This is a genomic window from Gemmatimonadales bacterium (assembly GCA_019637315.1).
Lineage (GTDB): Bacteria > Gemmatimonadota > Gemmatimonadetes > Gemmatimonadales > GWC2-71-9 > SHZU01.
In genome coordinates this window covers 28,186-47,052 of the sequence record JAHBVU010000015.1, presented here as the reverse complement: position 1 = coordinate 47,052, position 18,867 = coordinate 28,186, and the positions used below count along the sequence as shown (strand labels likewise).

11 protein-coding genes are annotated in these 18,867 nt (G+C 65.1%); 6 read left to right on the top strand and 5 right to left on the bottom strand.

Translation table 11 applies throughout. The features are described 5' to 3' along the window. Positions 1-55: 55 nt before the first annotated feature. Complete coding sequence (locus KF785_13405; protein MBX3147757.1) at positions 56-1,483, top strand: serine hydrolase; 1,428 nt, start codon at positions 56-58, stop codon at positions 1,481-1,483. 104 nt (positions 1,484-1,587) lie between these two features. On the opposite strand, the gene KF785_13400 is transcribed toward KF785_13405, so the two are convergent. Both KF785_13400 and KF785_13395 read right to left on the bottom strand, forming a co-directional pair. After that, positions 1,588-3,477, bottom strand: a complete 1,890-nt coding sequence (locus tag KF785_13400) for a CocE/NonD family hydrolase (GenBank protein ID MBX3147756.1) — start codon at positions 3,475-3,477, stop codon at positions 1,588-1,590. After that, on the bottom strand, positions 3,474-6,617 hold the full coding sequence (locus KF785_13395) for a glycosyl hydrolase (GenBank protein MBX3147755.1): 3,144 nt from the start codon (positions 6,615-6,617) through the stop codon (positions 3,474-3,476). Before KF785_13395 ends, KF785_13400 begins: the two co-directional genes overlap by 4 nt. A gap of 62 nt (positions 6,618-6,679) precedes the next feature. Between KF785_13395 and KF785_13390 the strand changes: the two genes are divergently transcribed. Continuing rightward, the gene (locus KF785_13390; protein MBX3147754.1) at positions 6,680-8,701 is read left to right on the top strand and encodes a TonB-dependent receptor; all 2,022 of its coding nucleotides are present in this window, start codon (positions 6,680-6,682) and stop codon (positions 8,699-8,701) included. Between the two features lie 7 nt (positions 8,702-8,708). Here KF785_13390 and KF785_13385 read toward each other — a convergent pair whose 3' ends face one another. Continuing rightward, a complete protein-coding gene (locus KF785_13385; GenBank protein MBX3147753.1) occupies positions 8,709-10,337 on the bottom strand; it encodes a D-aminoacylase in 1,629 nt (542 codons plus the stop codon). Between the two features lie 194 nt (positions 10,338-10,531). On the opposite strand from KF785_13385, the gene KF785_13380 reads away from it, so the two are divergent. Genes KF785_13380 through mgtE form a run of 3 tightly spaced genes read left to right on the top strand, consistent with a single transcriptional unit; the run spans position 10,532 to position 13,501 of the window. Beyond that, the gene (locus KF785_13380) at positions 10,532-11,353 is read left to right on the top strand and encodes a mechanosensitive ion channel (protein MBX3147752.1); all 822 of its coding nucleotides are present in this window, start codon (positions 10,532-10,534) and stop codon (positions 11,351-11,353) included. Further along, on the top strand, positions 11,350-12,210 hold the full coding sequence (locus tag KF785_13375) for a magnesium transporter (GenBank protein ID MBX3147751.1): 861 nt from the start codon (positions 11,350-11,352) through the stop codon (positions 12,208-12,210). Before KF785_13380 ends, KF785_13375 begins: the two co-directional genes overlap by 4 nt. Continuing rightward, on the top strand, positions 12,200-13,501 hold the full coding sequence (gene mgtE, locus KF785_13370; protein MBX3147750.1) for a magnesium transporter: 1,302 nt from the start codon (positions 12,200-12,202) through the stop codon (positions 13,499-13,501). Before KF785_13375 ends, mgtE begins: the two co-directional genes overlap by 11 nt. Before the next feature lie 628 nt (positions 13,502-14,129). Here mgtE and KF785_13365 read toward each other — a convergent pair. Both KF785_13365 and KF785_13360 read right to left on the bottom strand, forming a co-directional pair. Further along, positions 14,130-14,870, bottom strand: a complete 741-nt coding sequence (locus tag KF785_13365; GenBank protein MBX3147749.1) for a DDE-type integrase/transposase/recombinase — start codon at positions 14,868-14,870, stop codon at positions 14,130-14,132. Positions 14,871-15,085: 215 nt separating this feature from the next. After that, on the bottom strand, positions 15,086-15,586 hold the full coding sequence (locus KF785_13360; protein ID MBX3147748.1) for an outer membrane beta-barrel protein: 501 nt from the start codon (positions 15,584-15,586) through the stop codon (positions 15,086-15,088). 1,723 nt (positions 15,587-17,309) lie between these two features. Between KF785_13360 and KF785_13355 the strand changes: the two genes are divergently transcribed. Further along, a complete protein-coding gene (locus tag KF785_13355; protein ID MBX3147747.1) occupies positions 17,310-18,866 on the top strand; it encodes a serine protease in 1,557 nt (518 codons plus the stop codon). Position 18,867: the final 1 nt, after the last annotated feature.

Genomic DNA, 18,867 nt, shown 5'->3' with positions numbered 1-18,867 from the left:
TCGGCGGATTCCCCTCACGCCCGCGTCCGGAACCAACTCAGAACCCAGGCCAGCTATGCGCTCCTTCCTCATTGCGGCTCTCGTCCCTTCGGCGCTCCTGGCCCAGACGCCCGACCGATTCGACTACTGGACCCCGCAACGCGTCATGATCCAGCGCGGTCAGCAGGCGGTCCTGATGTGCAACGGCCTCTTCACATCGCATCGGACGCTGGAGCAGATCTTCGATCAGGAGCTGAAGCTCGTCTCGGGCGTTGTCGGTACTGCAAGGGGCGGGGATTATACCGTGGATCAGGTGCGAAAGGCCGTCGCGATCGGGTTGCCGGCGGGGGGCGCCCCGACGGTGCGGGCCGCGTACCGTGAGGGCATCGGCTGTGTCGTCATGGCACCCGACCAGACCTTCGACAGCATCGACGAGCTGCCCAGATTGTCCACGCCGCCACTGTCGGGAGATCCCGCCACGATTCCGTGGCCTAACGGCGACAAGGTCGAGTCTCGGCCGCTCCCGGCGGGGATCAGCGCATCCGCGCTCCAGGCGGCCTCGGACTGGTCCTTCAATCGGTCGAGCAGGGAGCAGATTACCCTGAGCCTGCTCGTCGTGCACAAGGGCCAGATCATCCACGAGCGCTACGCACCTGGCGTGAATGTGAGTACCCGGACCCGCACCTGGTCGACCGCCAAGAGCATTGCCTCCACCCTGATTGGCATCCTGGTCGATCAGGGCAAGCTCGCGCTCGACGAGCCGCTCGGTATCGAGTGGCTGCCCAAAGCGGAGAGCCCGGCCGACGATCCGCGGAACGCGATTACCCTCCGCCACGTGCTCAACATGGCGAGCGGCCTCTATCCGATCGACAACGCCGGGCTCGAGTACGCAACGGGCTCGGGCATGTCGTACTGGGCCGGCGTGAGCTCCGTCGACCAAGCGCGCGACCGAGCCTTGATCCGGAAGCCCGGCACGAGCTGGGACTATGAGAATTACGATACGATCCTGGCGACCTACCGCATGAAGCTCGCGTTAGGCAGCGAGCAGGCCTACCTGGACTGGCCGCGCAAGGCGCTGTTCGACCGGATCGGGATGCGAAACACGCTGGTGAGCACCGATCGCTTCGGCGACTTCATCCTGAGCAGCCAGATCTACACCAACGCGCGAGACCTGGCGCGCTTTGGGCTGCTCTACCTGAACAACGGGGTGTGGGACGGGCAGCGAATCATCTCGGAGGATTGGATTCGCTTTGTGCGCACGCCGGCACCCTCGAGCGCAGTGCGCGGGCACGACTACGGCGGGCAGTTCTGGCTGGTGCCTGACAACCGTAAAGGTGAGATCCCGGCCAATGCTTACGCCACTCGCGGCAATCGCGGACAGTACACGATCATCGTTCCTTCGCATGATCTGGTGATCGTGCGCCGTGGCTTGGATTACGGACGCCAGGGATTTGACGCCTGGGATCTGACGCGGGAAGTTCTCAAGGCGTTTCCGACCCGATGAACCAGCGCGGCTTTGTGGTGCCCGTGCGCGACCTGATCGACCGATTCCGCCGGGTCCTGGGATAGGGCGTCGGACGCGCGTCGCTCAACCTCTCGGCCGGGCGGCTATGAGCTGGGCACGACCGGCAGGATGACGCGCGACGGGCGGCTGGCATCGCGCCATACCGCCACGGTCGGGGGCGGATTCGGATGCACCGCAAGATGGGTGTCCCGGTCGGCGCCTTGAACGGTAACCCGAATCCGGTGGCCGACCCGGAACCGCTTGGCCGTTGGATGGAGATCGAATACCAGCTCGGTCGGCTCCGCAGGAAGCGGCGCGACGTCCTCACGATGGCTCCTTGGCCACGGCAGTCCGAAGTTCTTGAAGGGCGGCATGCCGAGCTTGCGGTGCGACGCGCGGAGCACACCCTCGGTCACGTAAGTTGAACGGCCTGCGGCGTCCACTTCTTCGAGATAGACCATCACATCGGCATCGTGGGCGCTGGACGTCACCCACAGGTGCACCACCGGGTGCCCGACCACCGTGACGGGCCTCGCGAGTGGCGCCGTCGTGAACGTGAACCCCTTGGCGTCGTTGGCCGCGAGGTCGGGATAGCCAACGGCTCCACCGTAGGTGTTGGCCCATCGGTTGCCTGGACCGAGTGTGGCCGTGGTGTCGACCCGTTGGCTGTCCGCCGCCGTGGCGACCGTCGGTGCGGCGGTCAGGAGCCGTCCATCGTTTCGGGAGCCACTGCTTTCCGAGCGACCTTCACGGAGGTAGTAGGCCACGGGCTGCGCTTCGGGCAGCGGCCACGTCGTGGCCGTCCGCCACTCGCGCCCCGGCTCGCCGTCGATCACGTAATAGCGGATCGGCGGCTCGCGGTCGATGCCGTTGTCGATTCCCTTGAGCCAGCGATCGAACCAGCGGACCCGCTCGGCGCCGAGATCGAAACCGTCCGTCTGTCCGTGGAACCAGGGGCCGACGATCAGCTTCTGGGGAACGCTCAGGTTGGCGAACCACAGGAAGGCGTCGCGTGGAAAAGCGTCGTACCATCCGGCCAGGCCATAGACGGCGACGCCCGAGGCATTGATCTCGTCGAGGTAGGTGGCCGGGCCACGCTCGTGGTGGATCGGCTTTCCGCTCACGGGATCGATGCTGTTGCGGAACGGGACCCCGCGCCACATCTCCAGCATGTCACGGTTGGCACGATGCCCGGCGATGGCAGAATCACGGCGGGCCAGCGCGCCAGGCCCGTCGACGGGGGCGACACCGCCGAACTGAATCGGGCCCCAGGTGAATGACACCGCGTTATCGAGCTGGTGGGTCAGGTACTGCCACTTGGCGAAGAAGTCGTCGCGGAAGATCCCGCCAGGCCAGATCATCGGATACCACTCGAAGACGTACATCTCGGGGAAGATGGCTACCAGATGCGGCGGCCTGGTGCTGGCTGCGAAGAACTGGGTAATGCCAAGGTACGAGCGCCCGGTCATGCCGATCTTCCCGGTGGACCAGGGCTGGGAAGCCAGCCACTCGGTGATCTCGTGCGCATCCCGGGTTTCTTCCGGCATGAAGAAACCCTGCTGGGTCCCGAACGACGCGCCGCCGCCCCGGGTGTCGACCGCCGCGACCACGTAGCCGTGCGCGAGCAGCCGGTCCACGCCGCGCCCGAAGCCCTGCAGATAGTCGACCAGCCGGTCGCCGCTTCGGAAGGCGCGGTTGTAGCGATGATGGGTCCAGACGACGGGGAGTCGCTCGGTGTGCAATGCGCCGCCTCGGGTGGGTCGAAAGAGGTCCACCGCGAGGCGTACGCCGTCGCGCATCGGGAGGTAGAACGAGGTTCGCTCGTGACCATCGTACGTGGGCGAGGACCAGCCGGTATACTCGCCAGGTCGCGATACCCGGGCAGCGGCCGCGGGTTGGGCCCAGGTCTCCGTCGAGCTCAAGCTGAGCAGGACGACCAGCCCGACGCGGGCCCTCCGCAGTCGCCTTATACCACCCTCCAGCACCGATTTCATGTGGTCGCCGGCGGAGCCTGACGGTCCGGCACCACGATCGGCTCGAGCCCCAGCCGCCGGAGCTGCTCGTTGAGCTGTGACAGGTCTTCGGTAAAGAGCACCTGGAGCCGCGTCAGCCGCGCAGCCAGTTCGCCCGACAGGAACTGAAAGGCCTCAACCGCCTGGTCGGTCGGGCGCGCGTCGGCGCTTTCCACCACACCCTTCAGCGCCGCGATCTGATTGTTGAGCTTGATCGGGAAGTTGAGCGGGTCCTGACGCGCCTGCATGCGGACCTGGTACACCTCTTCCTCGACGGCGCCGATTCCGGTCCGGAACCGAGCGGCCAGGGTGGCAAGGGTCCGATCGTTGCTCTTCTTGAGCCGGTCGTCGACCTGCTCACGCACGCTGCGCACCTGGATCACGGCCCGATGGGCATCATCCACCCGGGTCGTGATCTCGGAGGAAAGCCGGAACTGCGCCTCGAAGTCGGCCTGTGCCACATCGGCGAGCCGCGGGTCCTTGACGATCTCGAACGGCTCCGTGAACGACCGACCGTGGACCGTCAGGCGGGCCTGATAGCGCCCCGGAGGCGCCAGCGGTCCCTGCGTGTTGGCTCCCCAGAAGATGAGGCCCTTGAAGTCGCGCGGACCCGGATAGCGCATGTCCCAACGGAACCGGTGGTGACCCGCCGCGATCGACAGGCTGTCGGGCCGCCGCCGAAGTGTATCAGGCCGAGTCGTGTCGGGCCGCTTGGTGGCAAAGGTGCGGATCACCCGACCATCCGCATCGAGAATCTCGAGGGTTATCGTGTCGGCCGGCTGTCGCAGCACGTAGTCGATTTCGGGCAGGAACGCTCGGGTCCGCTCATAATTTTCGGCCGGCCGCGACAGCGTCCGCACGGCGGTTGCCGGGCGGTAGAGATGCGCCGGGGCGGCAGCGAGCCCCGCGGAGGCTTGCCGCAGCGGTGTGACGTTGTCGAGCACGTAGTATGACCGCCCGTGGGTGGCGATGATCACGTCGTCGCCTTTGAGCACGAGGCCCGGCACCTGCACGGTCGGGAGGTTGAGCTGGAGCGACTGCCAGCGGGCCCCGTCATCGAACGAGACCAGCACGCCGCGCTCGGTACCTGCGTAGAGCAGCCCTGGACGAACGAGATCTTCCCGAACCGTGCGAACGTAGTGCCCGGCTGGAATGCCGTTCACGATTGTGGTCCAGGTTCGCCCGTAGTCAGTGGTCCGGTAGAGATACGGCGCCACGTCCTGGCTCCGATACCGCACCGCAGCGACATAGGCCTTGCCTGGCGTATGCGGCGACACGTCGATTTCGTGGATGCGACTGAACTTGGGAAGCCCCGGCGGCGTGATATCGGTCCAGGTGCCGCCGTCATCGCGCGTCAGATGCAGCTTGCCGTCGTCCGACCCGACCCACAGCTCGCCCTTGGCGTGACGCGATTCGGTGATCCGCCACACGGTGCCGTAGTACTCGACGCTGGTCTGGTCGCGGGTAATGTCGCCGCCAGAGGGCCCCAGGGTCTCCGGGTCCGCCCAGGTGAGGTCACCGCTGATCCGCCGCCAGCTCTGCCCGGCGTTGTCCGAGCGCCAAACGTGCTGCGAGCCGACATAGACGACTCGACTGTCATGGCTCGAGGCCGTGATCGGATGGTTCCACTGAAACCGTTCTCGCAGGTCGCGCGCCGAGTTGCCCATCGGATTGACGGGCCAGACGGTGACGGCGCGATTCTGGCCGGTGACCCGGCTCATGAAGCTCATGTAGCCGCCGTAGCACGCGGCATAGAAGAGATTGACGTCGGCCGGATGCGGCGTGACCGGTCCGGTTTCGCAGCCACCGGGAGCGTACATGTAGGTTCCGTCGCCATCCATCGGCACGCACGCCGTGCTGTTGTCCTGCTGCCCACCGCAAATCTGGTACGGGAAGTGGTTGGTGACTCGGACATCATACATCTGAGCGGTCGGGTAGGGCTGCCCGGTCCAGGTTCGCCCCGCGTTCCAGGAGACGTTGGCGCCGCCGTCGTTCGAGTTGATCATCCGCTGATTGTTGGTCGGATCGATCCAGAGGTCGTGGTTGTCGCCGTGGGGAACCTCAATGCTGTTCCAGGTCTTGCCGCCATCCTTCGAGCGCCAGAACTGAACGTTCACGATGTACACCGTTTCCCGGTCCTTGGGGTCGGCGTAGATCCGGGTGTAGTAGAAGGCGCGCTGGCGCAGGTTGCGGTTGTCGCTCACCCGTGCCCAGCTTTCGCCGGCGTCGTTGGAGGCGAACACGCCGCCGGAATCGGCTTCGATGATGGCGTAGACCCGGTTCGGGTCCGCTCCCGAGACGCTGACGCCGACTTTGCCCCAGGTGCTGGTGGGCAGCCCGGCTTTCTTCGTCAGCTCGCTCCAGGTCGAGCCCCCGTCGGTGCTCTTGAAGAGGCCGCTGCCGGGACCGCCGCTCTCGAGCTTCCACTCTTTCCGGTGCGCCTGCCAGAATCCGGCGTAGAGGGTGCGCGGGTTGCCAGGGTCGATCACGAGGTCCACCGCGCCAGCCTGATTGGAGCGGAAGAGGACCTTCTCCCACCGGTCGCCGCCGTTGGTCGTCCGGAACACGCCGCGTTCCTCATTCGGTCCGAACGGATCGCCGAGGACCGCCACATAGACTCGGTTGCAATCGGCGGGGTCGATCCTGATTCGTCCTACCATCTGCTGGCCGGTGGGCGAATCGAGGCCCTTGTGGGTCCAGGTCTTCCCGGCGTCCGTGCTCTTGTAGACGCCGTCGCCCGGTATCACGTTGCCCCGGAACTGCACCTCGCCGAAGCCGGCCCAGACGACGTCCGGATTGGCCTCACACTGGGCCACGGCGCCAACGGAGGACGTGGCAAACTGGCCGTCGCCGACGGGATCCCAGGTGGCGCCGGCGTCGGTCGTCTTCCAGACCCCGCCGCCGGTGGCACCGAAGTAGTATTCCAGGGGGCGGGCGACGGTGCCGGCGACCGTGATGGACCGGCCGCCGCGGTTCGGGCCGACGTTGCGCCAGGCCAGGCCGCGGAAGAGCATCGAGTCGACCGCATGGGCCGCCGGCTGAGCAGTGCCGACCGCAGGGAACACCGTCGCGCCGAGGAAGAACGCCGTGAGGAGCCCGCGGGCGGGGACGCCGTGGATCATCGAAACTATCTCCGTTGAGGTCGGGGGGCCGGCCGGGGCCGGTCACACCAAATCTACGCCGAATGCTTGCTTTCTGCTGTCTGCTGCTCGGGCTCTCCGCTTCCGTCGGCCTCTCCTACCAGGAGCCGGCCGATACAGTCAGGAAGAAGCCCGCCGCGCTGGAGGAGCTGGTGGTCCGGGCGGTCAAACCGATCGTCACGGTCGGGGGTGCGAGCGCGTTCGAGCTTCGGCTCGATTCCCTCCGGGTGCCGCCGGCGCCGAGCCTCGAGCTCGTCGTGCGGGAGCTGCCGGCACTCCGCGTCAGGCGCAATTCCCGCGGTGAGGCCGAGCTTTCGGCACGCGGCTCCGACTCGCGGCAGGTTGCGGTGCTGGTCGACGGCATCCCCCTCAACCTGGCCTGGGATGCCCGGGTCGACCTCTCAGTGGTGCCCGCCACGGCCGTCGATCGGCTCGAGTATACTCGCGGCCTCGCCACCATGCTCCAGGGACCCAACGCGCTCGGCGGGGTCCTCGACATCCGGGTCGGGAGCAGCATGCTGCAGCCGTCGGGCAAATCGGCGCAGCTTGCCTTTGGCGCCGACGCGCTGGGTGGTGTCAGCACCTCGGGTACCCTCTCGCTTCCCTTCGAGACCGGGGCCGGTCGCTGGTTGGTACGCACAGGCGCGGGCTTCGCCGATTCGCCGGGATACCCGCTGGCTCGAGGGATCGTAGAGCCTATCCCGGGCACAAGGGACACCCGCGTCAATACCGACAGCAGGAGCTACGATGGCTTTGCCGCGGTTCGGTTTCAGGGCCATTCCGGCACCTGGGGGTCGGTGACAGGGTTCGGCTTTCGGGGATCGCGGGGCATCGCGGCGGAGCTCGGCAACAGCAACGCACGCTTCTGGCGCTATCCGCACCTCTCGCGCGCGGTGGCTGTCGCCTCCGGCGGTACCGGTGATCGTGCTGCGCTCTTCGGGGGCCGCGGCGACCTCGAGGCGAGCCTCGGCGTGGACGTCGGACGGACCGAGATCGACTCCTACACCGGCCGGGACTATACCGCTGTCAATGGCTTCGAAGACGGTCACGACCGAACCCTGACACTCCGTCTCCTCGGTGACCACACGCTTGGTTCCCGAGGCGAGCTGCGCAGCGCCTTTACCCTCGCCGAGACTCGGCACGACGAGCGGCTGCCGGGTGAGTCGGCGCGCTATCGCCAGCGCGTTGCCAGTCTGGGGGCTGAAACGGTCTGGCGATTGATCGAGGGTCGCGGTGCGATCGAGTCGCTTCGATTGTCGATCGGGGGTGCGTATGACAACGCCCGCACGCCCGAGACCGGTGGGCGCCCTTCGTTTCCCCGGTACTCGGAATGGGGCGGCCGGCTCGGCGCCACGTTAGGCCTGGACGGAGGCACTCGGATCCACGGCGGAGTCAGTCGCCGTGCCCGATTTCCCGCGCTGCGCGAGCTCTACTCGGGAGCCCTCGATCGCTTCGCGCCGAATCCGGAGCTTCGGCCCGAGAATCTGGTTGGGATGGAGACCGGCGTCACCGCGCCAATCGGAAGAGGGGAAGTCCAGGTCGTCGCCTTCCGGCATCAGGTCAACGACGCGGTGGTGCGGGTGACCCTGCCGGCGCCGGACCGCCGGTTCATGCGCGTCAACCGTGACCGGATCCGAAGTACCGGTGTCGAGCTGCTCGGCACGGTGCCCATCGGGGCGGTGACGCTGTCTGCGGACCTGACGCTCCAGTCGATTGGCATCTCGGACACGGCGGCGGTGCCTCGGCAGCCGGAGGGTCTGCCGGAGGTGTACGGCAGTGTTCGGACCCGTTTTCCGCTGCCGGTCGGCCTCTTCGGCGGCGTCGATCTCGGCTTCACGGGGCGGCAATTCTGCATCGATCCGGGCACCGGAGCGGATACCCGACTCGATGGCGGCGCGCTGTTCGGGGCTGAGCTGAGCCGGCGGTGGTCGGTGCGGAGGGGCGGGATGCTGTCACGCCTGGAGGCGCGGGTCTCCCTCGAGAACCTGGGAGACCGCGCCGTCTTCGATCAATGTGGTCTGCCGCTTCCGGGCCGGTCGCTTCGACTCCTGCTCCGCGTGTTCTAGGCTTTCTTCAACGGTTGGCCGTCTGGGTCGTGGCCGGTTTGCTCCGCGGAACGAAGACCCCTGGCGCCTCACCCGTCATCTTGCCGTCCTTCAGCACGAACACGCCATTGACCAGCACATGAACGACGCCCTCTGAATAGAGTCCGGGCTCGTCCCAGGTCGAGCGGTCGATGATCGTCTTCGGATCGAAGATCGCAATATCCGCGACCATCTCCGGCGCCAGCCGGCCCCGATCGGTGAACCCGGCATAGACCGCCGGCAGGGAAGTCATCTTCATGATCGCGTCCTCGAGCGAGAGCACGCCTTCCTCGCGGACGTAGTGGCCGAGCACCCGGGGAAAGGTACCTGTCGAGCGGGGATGGCCGCGGTTGCTCCCAGGCGCGATCACGGCGCCATCGCTCGCGATCATGTTCCAGGGCTGCGTCATCAGCTCTCGCACCTCGTGCTCCTTGATCGCGCCGAGCGTGATGCCGACGGGATGCTCGGCGCGCAGGATGAGATCGCTGACCAGGTCGAAGCCGCTCAACCCGCGCTCCTTGGCCAACTCCGAGAGGTATTTGCCGACCAGGTCGGGGTAGTCGCGGCTGCTGGTGATGCGCATCGAGCTGTAGCCGGTCGCCTTGATCCAGGCAAAGCCGCCGTCGACGCCATTCTCGCTCGTCTGCTTGAGGCGCGCCCGCATCGCGCGGTTGCGGAGCGCGGCTTTGAGGTCGAAGTTGTCACGGCCCCGCAGGTCCTTCGGAAGGACGACGATCGCCTGGACCGAACTGGTCGCGGCCCCGTCGTAGGGGTATTGATCGGACGTCACCGTCACGCCGCGCGCCCTCGCCGCATTGACCATGGCGATGACCTCGCGGATCTTGCCCTCATTCTCCAGCGCAACGGATTTCTCGTGGGCAATGTTCGCCGGGACCCCGGCGCGCTCACCGATCTCGATCACCTCGGCGTCAGATTCGATCAGGCGTTTCACCGGATCACGAACGTGCGAGTCGAAAATCCCGCCGAACGGTTTGACCTCCCGGGCAAGTTCGACGACCTCGTCCGTAGTGCTGAACATCCCCGGCTCGTACATCAGGCCAGTGGAGAGGCCGATGGCGCCCAGCTCCATTCCTTCACGAACCATGGCGCGCATGGCGTCGAGCTCCTGCGCGGTCGGCGGCCGCTGCTGGCTCTCGCCCATCGCGGCTCGGCGGATCCCATTGTGCCCAACGTAGAAGGCGTAGTTGGTGCCCACGCCATTCGCCTCGTAGGCCGCTTTCAATTTGCGGATCTCATCCGGCGCCCACCCCCCATCCGGGCCTCCTACGATCAGCGTTACGCCCTGGCGGATGAACCCTTCGTTGAGCCGGTGCTCGGGCTCGCCAATTCCACGGTCGCTGTGGTTGTGCACATCGATGAAGCCGGGTGCCACGACCAGACCGGTGGCATCGATCGTCTCGGCGGCGCGCACACCGCGCCCGGAGCCGATCATGACGACCTTGCCGTCACGAACGCCGACATCGGCGATCTGGCCCGGTGCGCCGGTGCCATCGATGACCGTGCCGCCGCGGATCAGGAGGTCGACCGGTTCGCTGCCAGCTCCGCAGGCAGCGAGCCCGATGGTCAGAAGGAGGCTGGCGAGAAATGGAGCGTTCATTGGCGTTTGCATTTTGAGGGGAACAGGGCGGAATTGGATACAATACGCCGACCGGCAGAGGCTGGCAAGATCGAGGGCCGCTCGCTCGAGCCCGGGTGTCCCATTTCCGGCCGGCAACGCGGATTCCGAAACGCCGCCCTGCGGGTATTATCGGAGACGCGCCCCACCGTGCCGACCCCACTGCGGAGACCCCCATGCAACAGGACCGGTTCGCTTCCCTTCGCGAGACGCTCGATACGGCGTCTGCCATGCTGCCGATGGTGCTGACTGCGGCGGCCCTCGTGCTGGCCGGGTGGCTCATCGGTCGCCTCGTCTCGTGGGCAGCCCGCCGCAGCATCGCTGTGATCGTTACCCGGCTGGCGAAACAGCCCGCACTCGCCGGGGCGATGGAAAGCAGCGGGGCAGCGACACAGCTACCCCGCGTCGTCGGCGCCTTCACATTCTGGGTGGTGTTCGTCCTTTTCCTTGCGGCCGCGATGGAGACGCTCGGTCTTCCGGTCGTGACCGCCTCCCTCAGTCGGGCGGCCAACTACCTGCCCAACGTGCTCGCTGCGCTGCTCTTGGTCATTGCCGGCGTTGTGGGTGGTAAGATCGTCGGCAACGCCGTGACCCGCGCCGCCACCGCAAGCGGCATGGCGTTAGGCTCGGTGATCGGCAATACCGTGCGGGGCACCATCGTGCTGGTCGCCATCGTGGTTGCCATCGAGCAGGTGGGTATCCAGGCAGACCTCCTTGTGGTGATGGTGGCCGTGGTCGTCGGCGCCACCCTGGCCGGCGCGGGACTCGCGTTCGGGCTCGGCGCCCGGAGCGCCGTTAGCAACATCGTCGCCTCGCATTACGTCGCCCAGGCGTACCGGGTCGGCCAGACCGTTCGGGTTGGGGGTGTCGAGGGGAAGATCATTCAGATCACGCCGGCGGCCGTCTTCATCGCGACGGCTGAGGGTCGCGTGCTCGTCCCGGCCAGCCTGTTCAGCGAGGCGACCTCGGTACTGGTGACCGAGGCGCCGCAGTCATGACTGCCGAAGAACGCCTCGCCTTCGCGTTCATGGCATCACATCCGGAGGAGGCCGCGCGGATCATCGAAGGCGCGGACCCCAGTGCTGCTGCCGCGGTCGTTTCTGCTGTGGCGCCGGCCGTTGCCGCCCGGGTCTTCCGCGCGATCGGCCCCACACCGTCCGCCGCGTGTGCCGTGGCGATGGCGCCGAACGATCTTGCCGCGATCGTGGCCGAACTTACTGTGGACATCGCTGCAGGGCTGATCCGCCAGGTCGATCCCGCCCGCCGTGAGCTGCTCTTTCCGCTCCTCGCGCCCGAGCTCGCCGACCAGCTCCGCCTCATGTTGCGATATCCCGAGAACACGGCGGGCGCCATGGCGGACCCGTTGGTTCTGGCGGTCGCTGAGGACATCACCGTCGCCGACGCCCAGCGGCGGCTGCGCGGATCAGGCCTGCACCTGCACTACTACGTCTACGTCATCTCGCGCGACGGTGTTCTGACGGGGGTGCTCAGCATCGGGGAGCTCATGGCGGCCCGCGGCAAGGATGCGCTTGCGGCCGTGATGCACCGTGACGTCGTCCGGCTCGACGGATACGCCGACCTCGCAACCGTCGAGGCGCATCCCGCCTGGCGCGATTACGATGCGCTGCCGGTGGTGGACTCGGGGCAGCGCCTGGTCGGCGCCATCCAGCATAAGGAGGTGCGCCAGCTGGCCGGCTCGGCGGCGCGTCCGGTGATGGCCACGTTCGTGGGATTGTCCGAACTGTACTGGGCCGGCCTCACCCGGATCCTTCGGAGCCTCGGGCCCCTCGAGGTGAGCGGGAATGCCGACGGCGATGACGCCGCAGCTCGGAAAGGGGCCGACGATGTCTCGTAATCAGCTGGTGAGCCGGCTGGCGCAGCGCGCCATGGCACTGCATCCAGCGGAGGCGGCGCTCCGTCTCGAGCCGATGCGCGCCGCCGAGATCGCGGATCTGTTCGGCCGACTGGAGCCGGCTCTCGCTGCGCAGGTGTGCCAGCGGCTCCGGCCGGATCTGGCCGCCGATGTGATCGTGCTGCTTCCGGACCCGCCCGCCTCGACGGTGCTCGATGCCATCGAGCCTGCGCAGGCGGCGGCCCTCCTCGCCCGTCTCGAGCCCGGTCCGCGAGCCGCTCGACTGGCGGCGCTCGACCCCCGGCTGGCTGCCGAGCTTGGCGAACTCATGTCATATCCCCCCGGGGTTGCCGGCTCGATGATGGACCCGCGCGCGACCACGTTTCGGTCCGATGCGACCGCGCGCGAGGCGCTCGCACGGCTGCGCTCGCTGCGGAATCGCAGCATCCTGACGGTCTTTCTCGTCGATGAGGACGGCGTGCTCACTGGCGCGGTCGCCCTTCAGGACCTCGCGCTGGCCGAGCCGGAGACGGTTCTTGCCGACCTGGCGCAACCGGATTCGCCGCGGGTTCAGGCGTTGACGCCGCAGGAGGAGGTGGTCGCGCTCGCGGAGGAGGGGCGGCTCTCGACGCTGCCCGTGGTGGACGCCACGGATCGGTTGGTGGGCGTCATCCGCCATGCCGACATCCTGGCAGCGAGTCAGCGCGACGCCACGGCTGACCTCCAGACCATGGTTGGCGTGAGCCCCGAGGAGCGGGCGCTGTCCAGTCCCTGGTTTGCGGTGCGCAAGCGGCTGCCGTGGCTGCAGATCAACCTTGCCACCGCGTTCCTCGCGGCGACGGTGGTCGGACTGTTTGAGGGGACGATTGCCCAGTTCACGGCCCTGGCGGTGTTGTTGCCGGTGGTGGCCGGCCAATCGGGAAACACTGGGGCGCAGGCGCTGGCGGTCACCATGCGAGGGCTGGCGCTCCGCGAGATCCGGCTGCGCCACTGGTTCCGCGTGGCGCGCAAGGAACTGCTGGTCGGCGCAGTCAACGGCGTGGCTGTTGCGCTGGTCACATCGTTGGGCGTGCTGGTGTGGAGCGGCTCGCTTGGCCTGGCCGCGGTGATCGGCAGCGCGATGGTGTTGTCGATGGTCATTGCGGCGGTGGCCGGAGCGTCCGTTCCGATGGCGCTGACGCTAATGCGTCAGGATCCAGCAGCGGCGTCGTCCATCGTACTCACGACCATCACGGATGTATTGGGGTTTCTGACCTTCCTCGGTTTTGCCGCTCTGGCGAGCGCCTGGCTGTAGGTCGCGGGTGCGCGCCTGAACGGGTTAAGCATGCGGGACCGCGCCTGGTGACTGCATAGGGCTTCGGTCATAGCGCGAGGTCGCGATCGTCCTGGAAGGGGAGCGTAATCGGAGGGGAGAGCGACGATGAGGTTATGACAAGAGAGTCTGGCGTCGTTCCAGTACATGATCACGATGGGTCAAGGGTGTACGACGCGAAAGGAAGAACGGATGGAGCCGGCGCCAGTCGAGCTGGGTGCGTGGCAACAAGAAGTTGGCTCGCGGCGAATGAGTCCTTTCGCGCCTCGAAGGTGGATAGCGGAGTGGGAAGGCCCAACCATCAGGACGTGAGGGCGTCGCGCGGTATGGGGAATGGGGGTGGCAGAGCGGTGGGTTCCGGTATCGGGGCGTACCGCAGCGGAGTCGGCTTGGCGAGGGCTGCCCACGTGACCGGGAACGCTGACATCGAGCCCGTTGGTGTTGCTAGCCGAGTTGGCAACCTGTGAAACGGGGCGTTAAAGGTGCGAGTTCGCCGCCCTCGCCCGGCTGCAGCGGCGCGATGGCTTGGAGCGCCATCCGCTCATCTGCAAGGTCAAGGCCGGGCTAGCCGGTCTGTCCGTGATGCGAGGGTTATATATGGGTCACTTGCTTAGTACCCCAATTCGTGAGGCACTTTGGGCGCACTGATCTCACCTGCCAGGGACTGCGCACGCCGATATTGCTGGGGTGACTGGTACCCGAGCGCGGAGTGCGGCGCGACGCCGTTGTAATCCGCCATCCACGCGGGGAGCTGGGCCAGCACTTGCGCCGCGGTCGCGAGGTCCGCCCCCGCGAGGTAGTCGCGCCGCAGCGTGTGCACGAAGGCTTCGGCCATGCCGTTGGACTGCGGACTCGCGGCCGGCGTCGTAATGGGCACCAAGTGCAGGCGCTCCGCCATCAGTTGGGTCGCCAGCGCCGTATAGATACTCCCATTGTCACTCAGCCACTGGATCGGGGTGGGCGGGCGGCGTCCAGGCCCAAAACGGGCCGCGACCGCGTCCTGCATGAGCTGCTGGATATCGGCGGCCACGAGGTCGCGGGGCACCGCGACGTGGGCCATCACTTCGCGATCATGGCAATCGAGGGCAAAGGCGACCTGCACGAGCTCCCCGTTCCAGCAGGCGATCTCCAGGCCGTCGCTGCACCAGCGTTCATTGGACACGTCCCGCTGAATGCGCCCGCGGTGCGCCCGGCCCGTGCGGCGATGGACGACCGACGAGAGCGTCCAGCCATGGAGCGCCATCCCGCGCTGAATGCGCTTCACATTGTAGCCGGTCACAAAGCGCTGATTGACGAGCGCGTGGACACGACGCGCGCCATACGACGACCCGGTCCGAATGATCGTGCGCACCTGGGCGGTGACCACCCGATCGGTGGCCTTCGCATACCGCCCCGGGCGCCCCGCACACTAAACCCGACGACTACCTCAAGACGCGCGGTTGGGACCAAGGGGTACCAACCGCGATCGTTGAGGAGTCGCCGCCCTCCACATATAGATCTCATGATTCGGGCATCGGACGCTCTGGCGCCCAACACTAAGTACAACGGCCAGGCAACACACTCAGCTCAATGGACAGTTATTCCCAATCCAAGCTGGCCAACATTCACGTCAGCATTCTCTGTCCGCACGGCAAACCCGTTCCAGAAAGGAGTGAGGCTCACATTCCGCCCAATCCGGATGTCGATACCCAACCCGACCAAAACCCCGACACCTGTCTCTGCATCTCCGCCAAACCCGGCAATATCTGCGCTAATTGAACCCAACCCGATACCCGTGGTAATGAAAAATCCACCGGTCGAGCTAGGATACAGCCGAAGCCGAGCATCGAGCGTACCCGTCGTGAGCGTAACTCCGCTCTCTGACTTCGTCCAACCAGTAGTTCCGACACCAAGAAGGACATTCTGACTAATTGACCCACCGAGCGCGATGCCGCCACTTAAGCCCGTCTCGCGAGAGGAACAGTCATCACAGCCAAGCGAGCCAACGCCCAGCCCACCATTGAACCAGAATCCGCTCCTGGTCCGCTCCTGCGCACTTGCCGATACGGTCATCAGTGCTGCGAACACTCCGGCTACCAGAATCCTTGATATTTGCGTACGCATATCGCCTCGTTGTTAATGGGGACCTTCACATCGACTGCCCACCATCCATGGGAATGCGGGAGCGCTTCCCCATGATAGATTTCCGGCATCACCACACTTCCTACGCAAGCACCATGCCAGGTACGCTCTCGTGCCGACCTGGATCCTCTAAGGCTATGTGATTCATGCGCTTGCTTGGATGACACGACATCCTTCGCTTTCGCCCGCCAACAGTTCGCTCGATGCGCACTTCACCTTGGTGGAGGTATCACGCGGGACCTGCTGTGATACCTCGGTTGGTTAGCATTCCGATATCGCGGAGGGGTGGGAACACAGCCGCCATTGAGCGACTAGAAATCATGACTCGCGCCTATCGAGCCGGGAGATCCCACACAGAAACGTGCTTATCGAGAGTTGCACGACTCCAGCTTGCGCGCTGAGTGCTCGAACGAACAGTGGGCCCAAGCTCTCGGGTGCCCAGCACACGTTTGAGCGAGTGGGGCGGCTGAGGTACTTCCAGGCCACCCCCGCAGCAGCCCCCGTCGGCCCGCCCAATAGAACTGCCATGACAGTACCACACGCTACCTTAGCATCATGACCGATCCTTAGCTCCCACATTGCCCGGCGCAGCTTTCGGAGCGACCTCATCCGGTTACCTGAATGAGTCGAGGGCAGACAGAGACAACCGAGCGTTCGGGCACGAATCGCTCAAGCGGGATCAAGCAAAGCCATGTCGGCCGCGTCATCTGTCCCCTTGTGGCACGAATCTTGTGTGATAAGACGCTTGGTACCAAAAGGGAGGGGTCATGCCGAGCTATCCGTGGCGACTTTCGGCTGCTACGAGCGCTTTACTTGTACTTGGTTGTCAATCTGGTGGCGAAAGAGCTGCGCTCCAGCGGGCGGATTCGTTGGCAGCGGCCCTCGCTCAAAGTGAGGCAAAGGAGAAGGCGCGTGCCGAACAGGAGCGCGTGAAGCCGCGGGCCCTTGAGGTCTTCTCCAGTACCGGAATCACCCTACCAGCCACGCAGATTTGGAGCACAGCTTTCGAGCTGTCGGGTGGAGGGTCTTGTTTCCTGAAGGGCAGGATTGAGACGCTCTCGGGCGGCAACAAGGACGTTCAGGTCTTCGTCATGACGGAAGATCAGTTTACAAACTGGAAGAACAATCCGAATGGGAACCATACCGCACTATTCGACGGTCCTCGGCAGACAGTGACATCGGTTGAAACGCCACTAACGTCGCCAGGAAGCTATCGAGTAGTCATCTCGAATCGGTGGTCGAACTTCACGGCCAAGACCGTCGCGGGGCGAGCCGTGGTTGCTTGCCAAGGCGGTCCGCAGCCGCGGCCAGTACAAGGGGTCTAGGTGTGCACACATCCGGGGCCAACTGGATCGCTTGAGGCATCACATGGATCCAGCTTGAATCTGCAAGGAGCAATATGCTGACACCGCGCTTGGTTCTATTAGTCGCCTTGGTTACAGCACCCCTATCCATGCGTGGTCAGGTCGCTACGAAGCAAGGCGAACGCCAAAGTGACAGCTTGGGGACCCTTACGGTTACAGCGGTCCTCCTTGACGGCGAGATGCAACTGCGCCCAGTGCCACTTCACAGCCTGCTCCTAACGTCCGATCAAGGTGACTCGACGACCATGCGGACGGCGGTCGATGGGAAAGCATCCATCACCCTACCCGCCGGCGGATATAGGCTCATGAGCCGTGCACCCGTTCAGTTCCAGGGCCGACCATATCGCTGGACTGTGGATGTCCTTGTTCGAACAGGGGCAGCGACAGACGTCGCCCTTACAAATGACAATGCTGATGCCCCGGAGAAATCGCTTCAGGAAAGTGTTGCAACAGCATCGGGCGACTTCGTAGCGAGCTTGTTCTCTCGCTTCAAGAGCTCCGTCTTCAAAATCCAGGCCGGCCTTAGGCACGGCTCCGGTTTCCTCGCGGATACTCTGGACGGCGTCATTATCACGAATGCACATGTGGTAGATGGCGTCGAGGACGATGGTATCTCAGTTGTCCTTGACTCGCTCGTGCGTGTTGCGGCTCAGGTGGTTGGCAGGGATAACGATGCCGACATCGCCATCCTCCGGATCAATCCCGCCCACCTAGTTGACCGCACGCGGATCCCTCTGCAAGCAGCGGCAGACAGACCAGCCGCAAGCCCAGGAGAGCGCTTGGTCGCGATGGGCTTTCCATTGAACCAGGACTTAACCATCACTTCTGGGATCGCCTCTAGTATCAGGACTGGCGCAATTATCTCAGACGTAAACATCAACCAAGGCAACTCCGGTGGCCCGCTATTAAACGCCTTAGGCGAGGCCATAGCCGTCAACACGTTCGGCGACGTTGGTCGTTCAGGTGGTCCAGGTATTTCTGGATCAGTCCTTATCTCCCGCGCAACGGATGTCCTCGTTAAAGCAGCAGCGGAGCTTGATTCGCGCGAGGCACCGCCAGCAGACAGCCTGCCAGTAATGCCCTCGCTGCGAATCGACATCGCCGCCCTGAAAAGTGCTGCCGACACCGCCGATGTTCGCGCATACAGAAAGTTCAGTGGAATCGCCGTTGGAGGGTTCGATATCACAGTTCAGACGCCACTACAGACCTTCGTAGCGGCAAAGGCGTTTGAGAACGACATCGCCAAGGATCGTAAGAAACGGGAGGCCATAGCCGGGTTAGCGGACGCCGAGAGGTACTCTGAAGTCAGGGATTACCGCGACTGGGGAGAGTACGTCGGAGGGCTCACCGCACCCGTAGTATCAATGTCGATCATCCCGAAGGTCGGTGAGACCGGTGGTTCCCTATTCACTCGGGTGATGCTAGGACCTAACCTGAAGGCTACGTACAAGTTCAAAGGTGACGTTCGCGCTGCATACCTGTACCGAAACGGTGAGCGAGTCGAGCCCATCAAAGGCGGCCACGCACCTACAAAGGCGTATGTAGACAATCAGTGGGTTTCGCTCAAGGACGTCGCAGATCAGGGCTACTATGTATACAACGTCGACGTGCTCCGTCCCGACGAGGCGGGCGTTGCACCAACCATTGTTCTCGCGGTTCGTGACCTAAAGAATCCGAAAAAGCTCAAGTGCCGCGAGCTTCCGAGGGCGGTCGTCGCACAGGCTTGGAACGACTTTGCGACATTCTTTCGAGCGCAGCGACTCTCCGCACCATTTGTCGTGGCCAGTCCCAAGAACCCTAAGGGATACAGGGCTGCGTGGGAAACACCGTTTCTCAAGGAGGACTGCGATTGGTCGGTCTAAC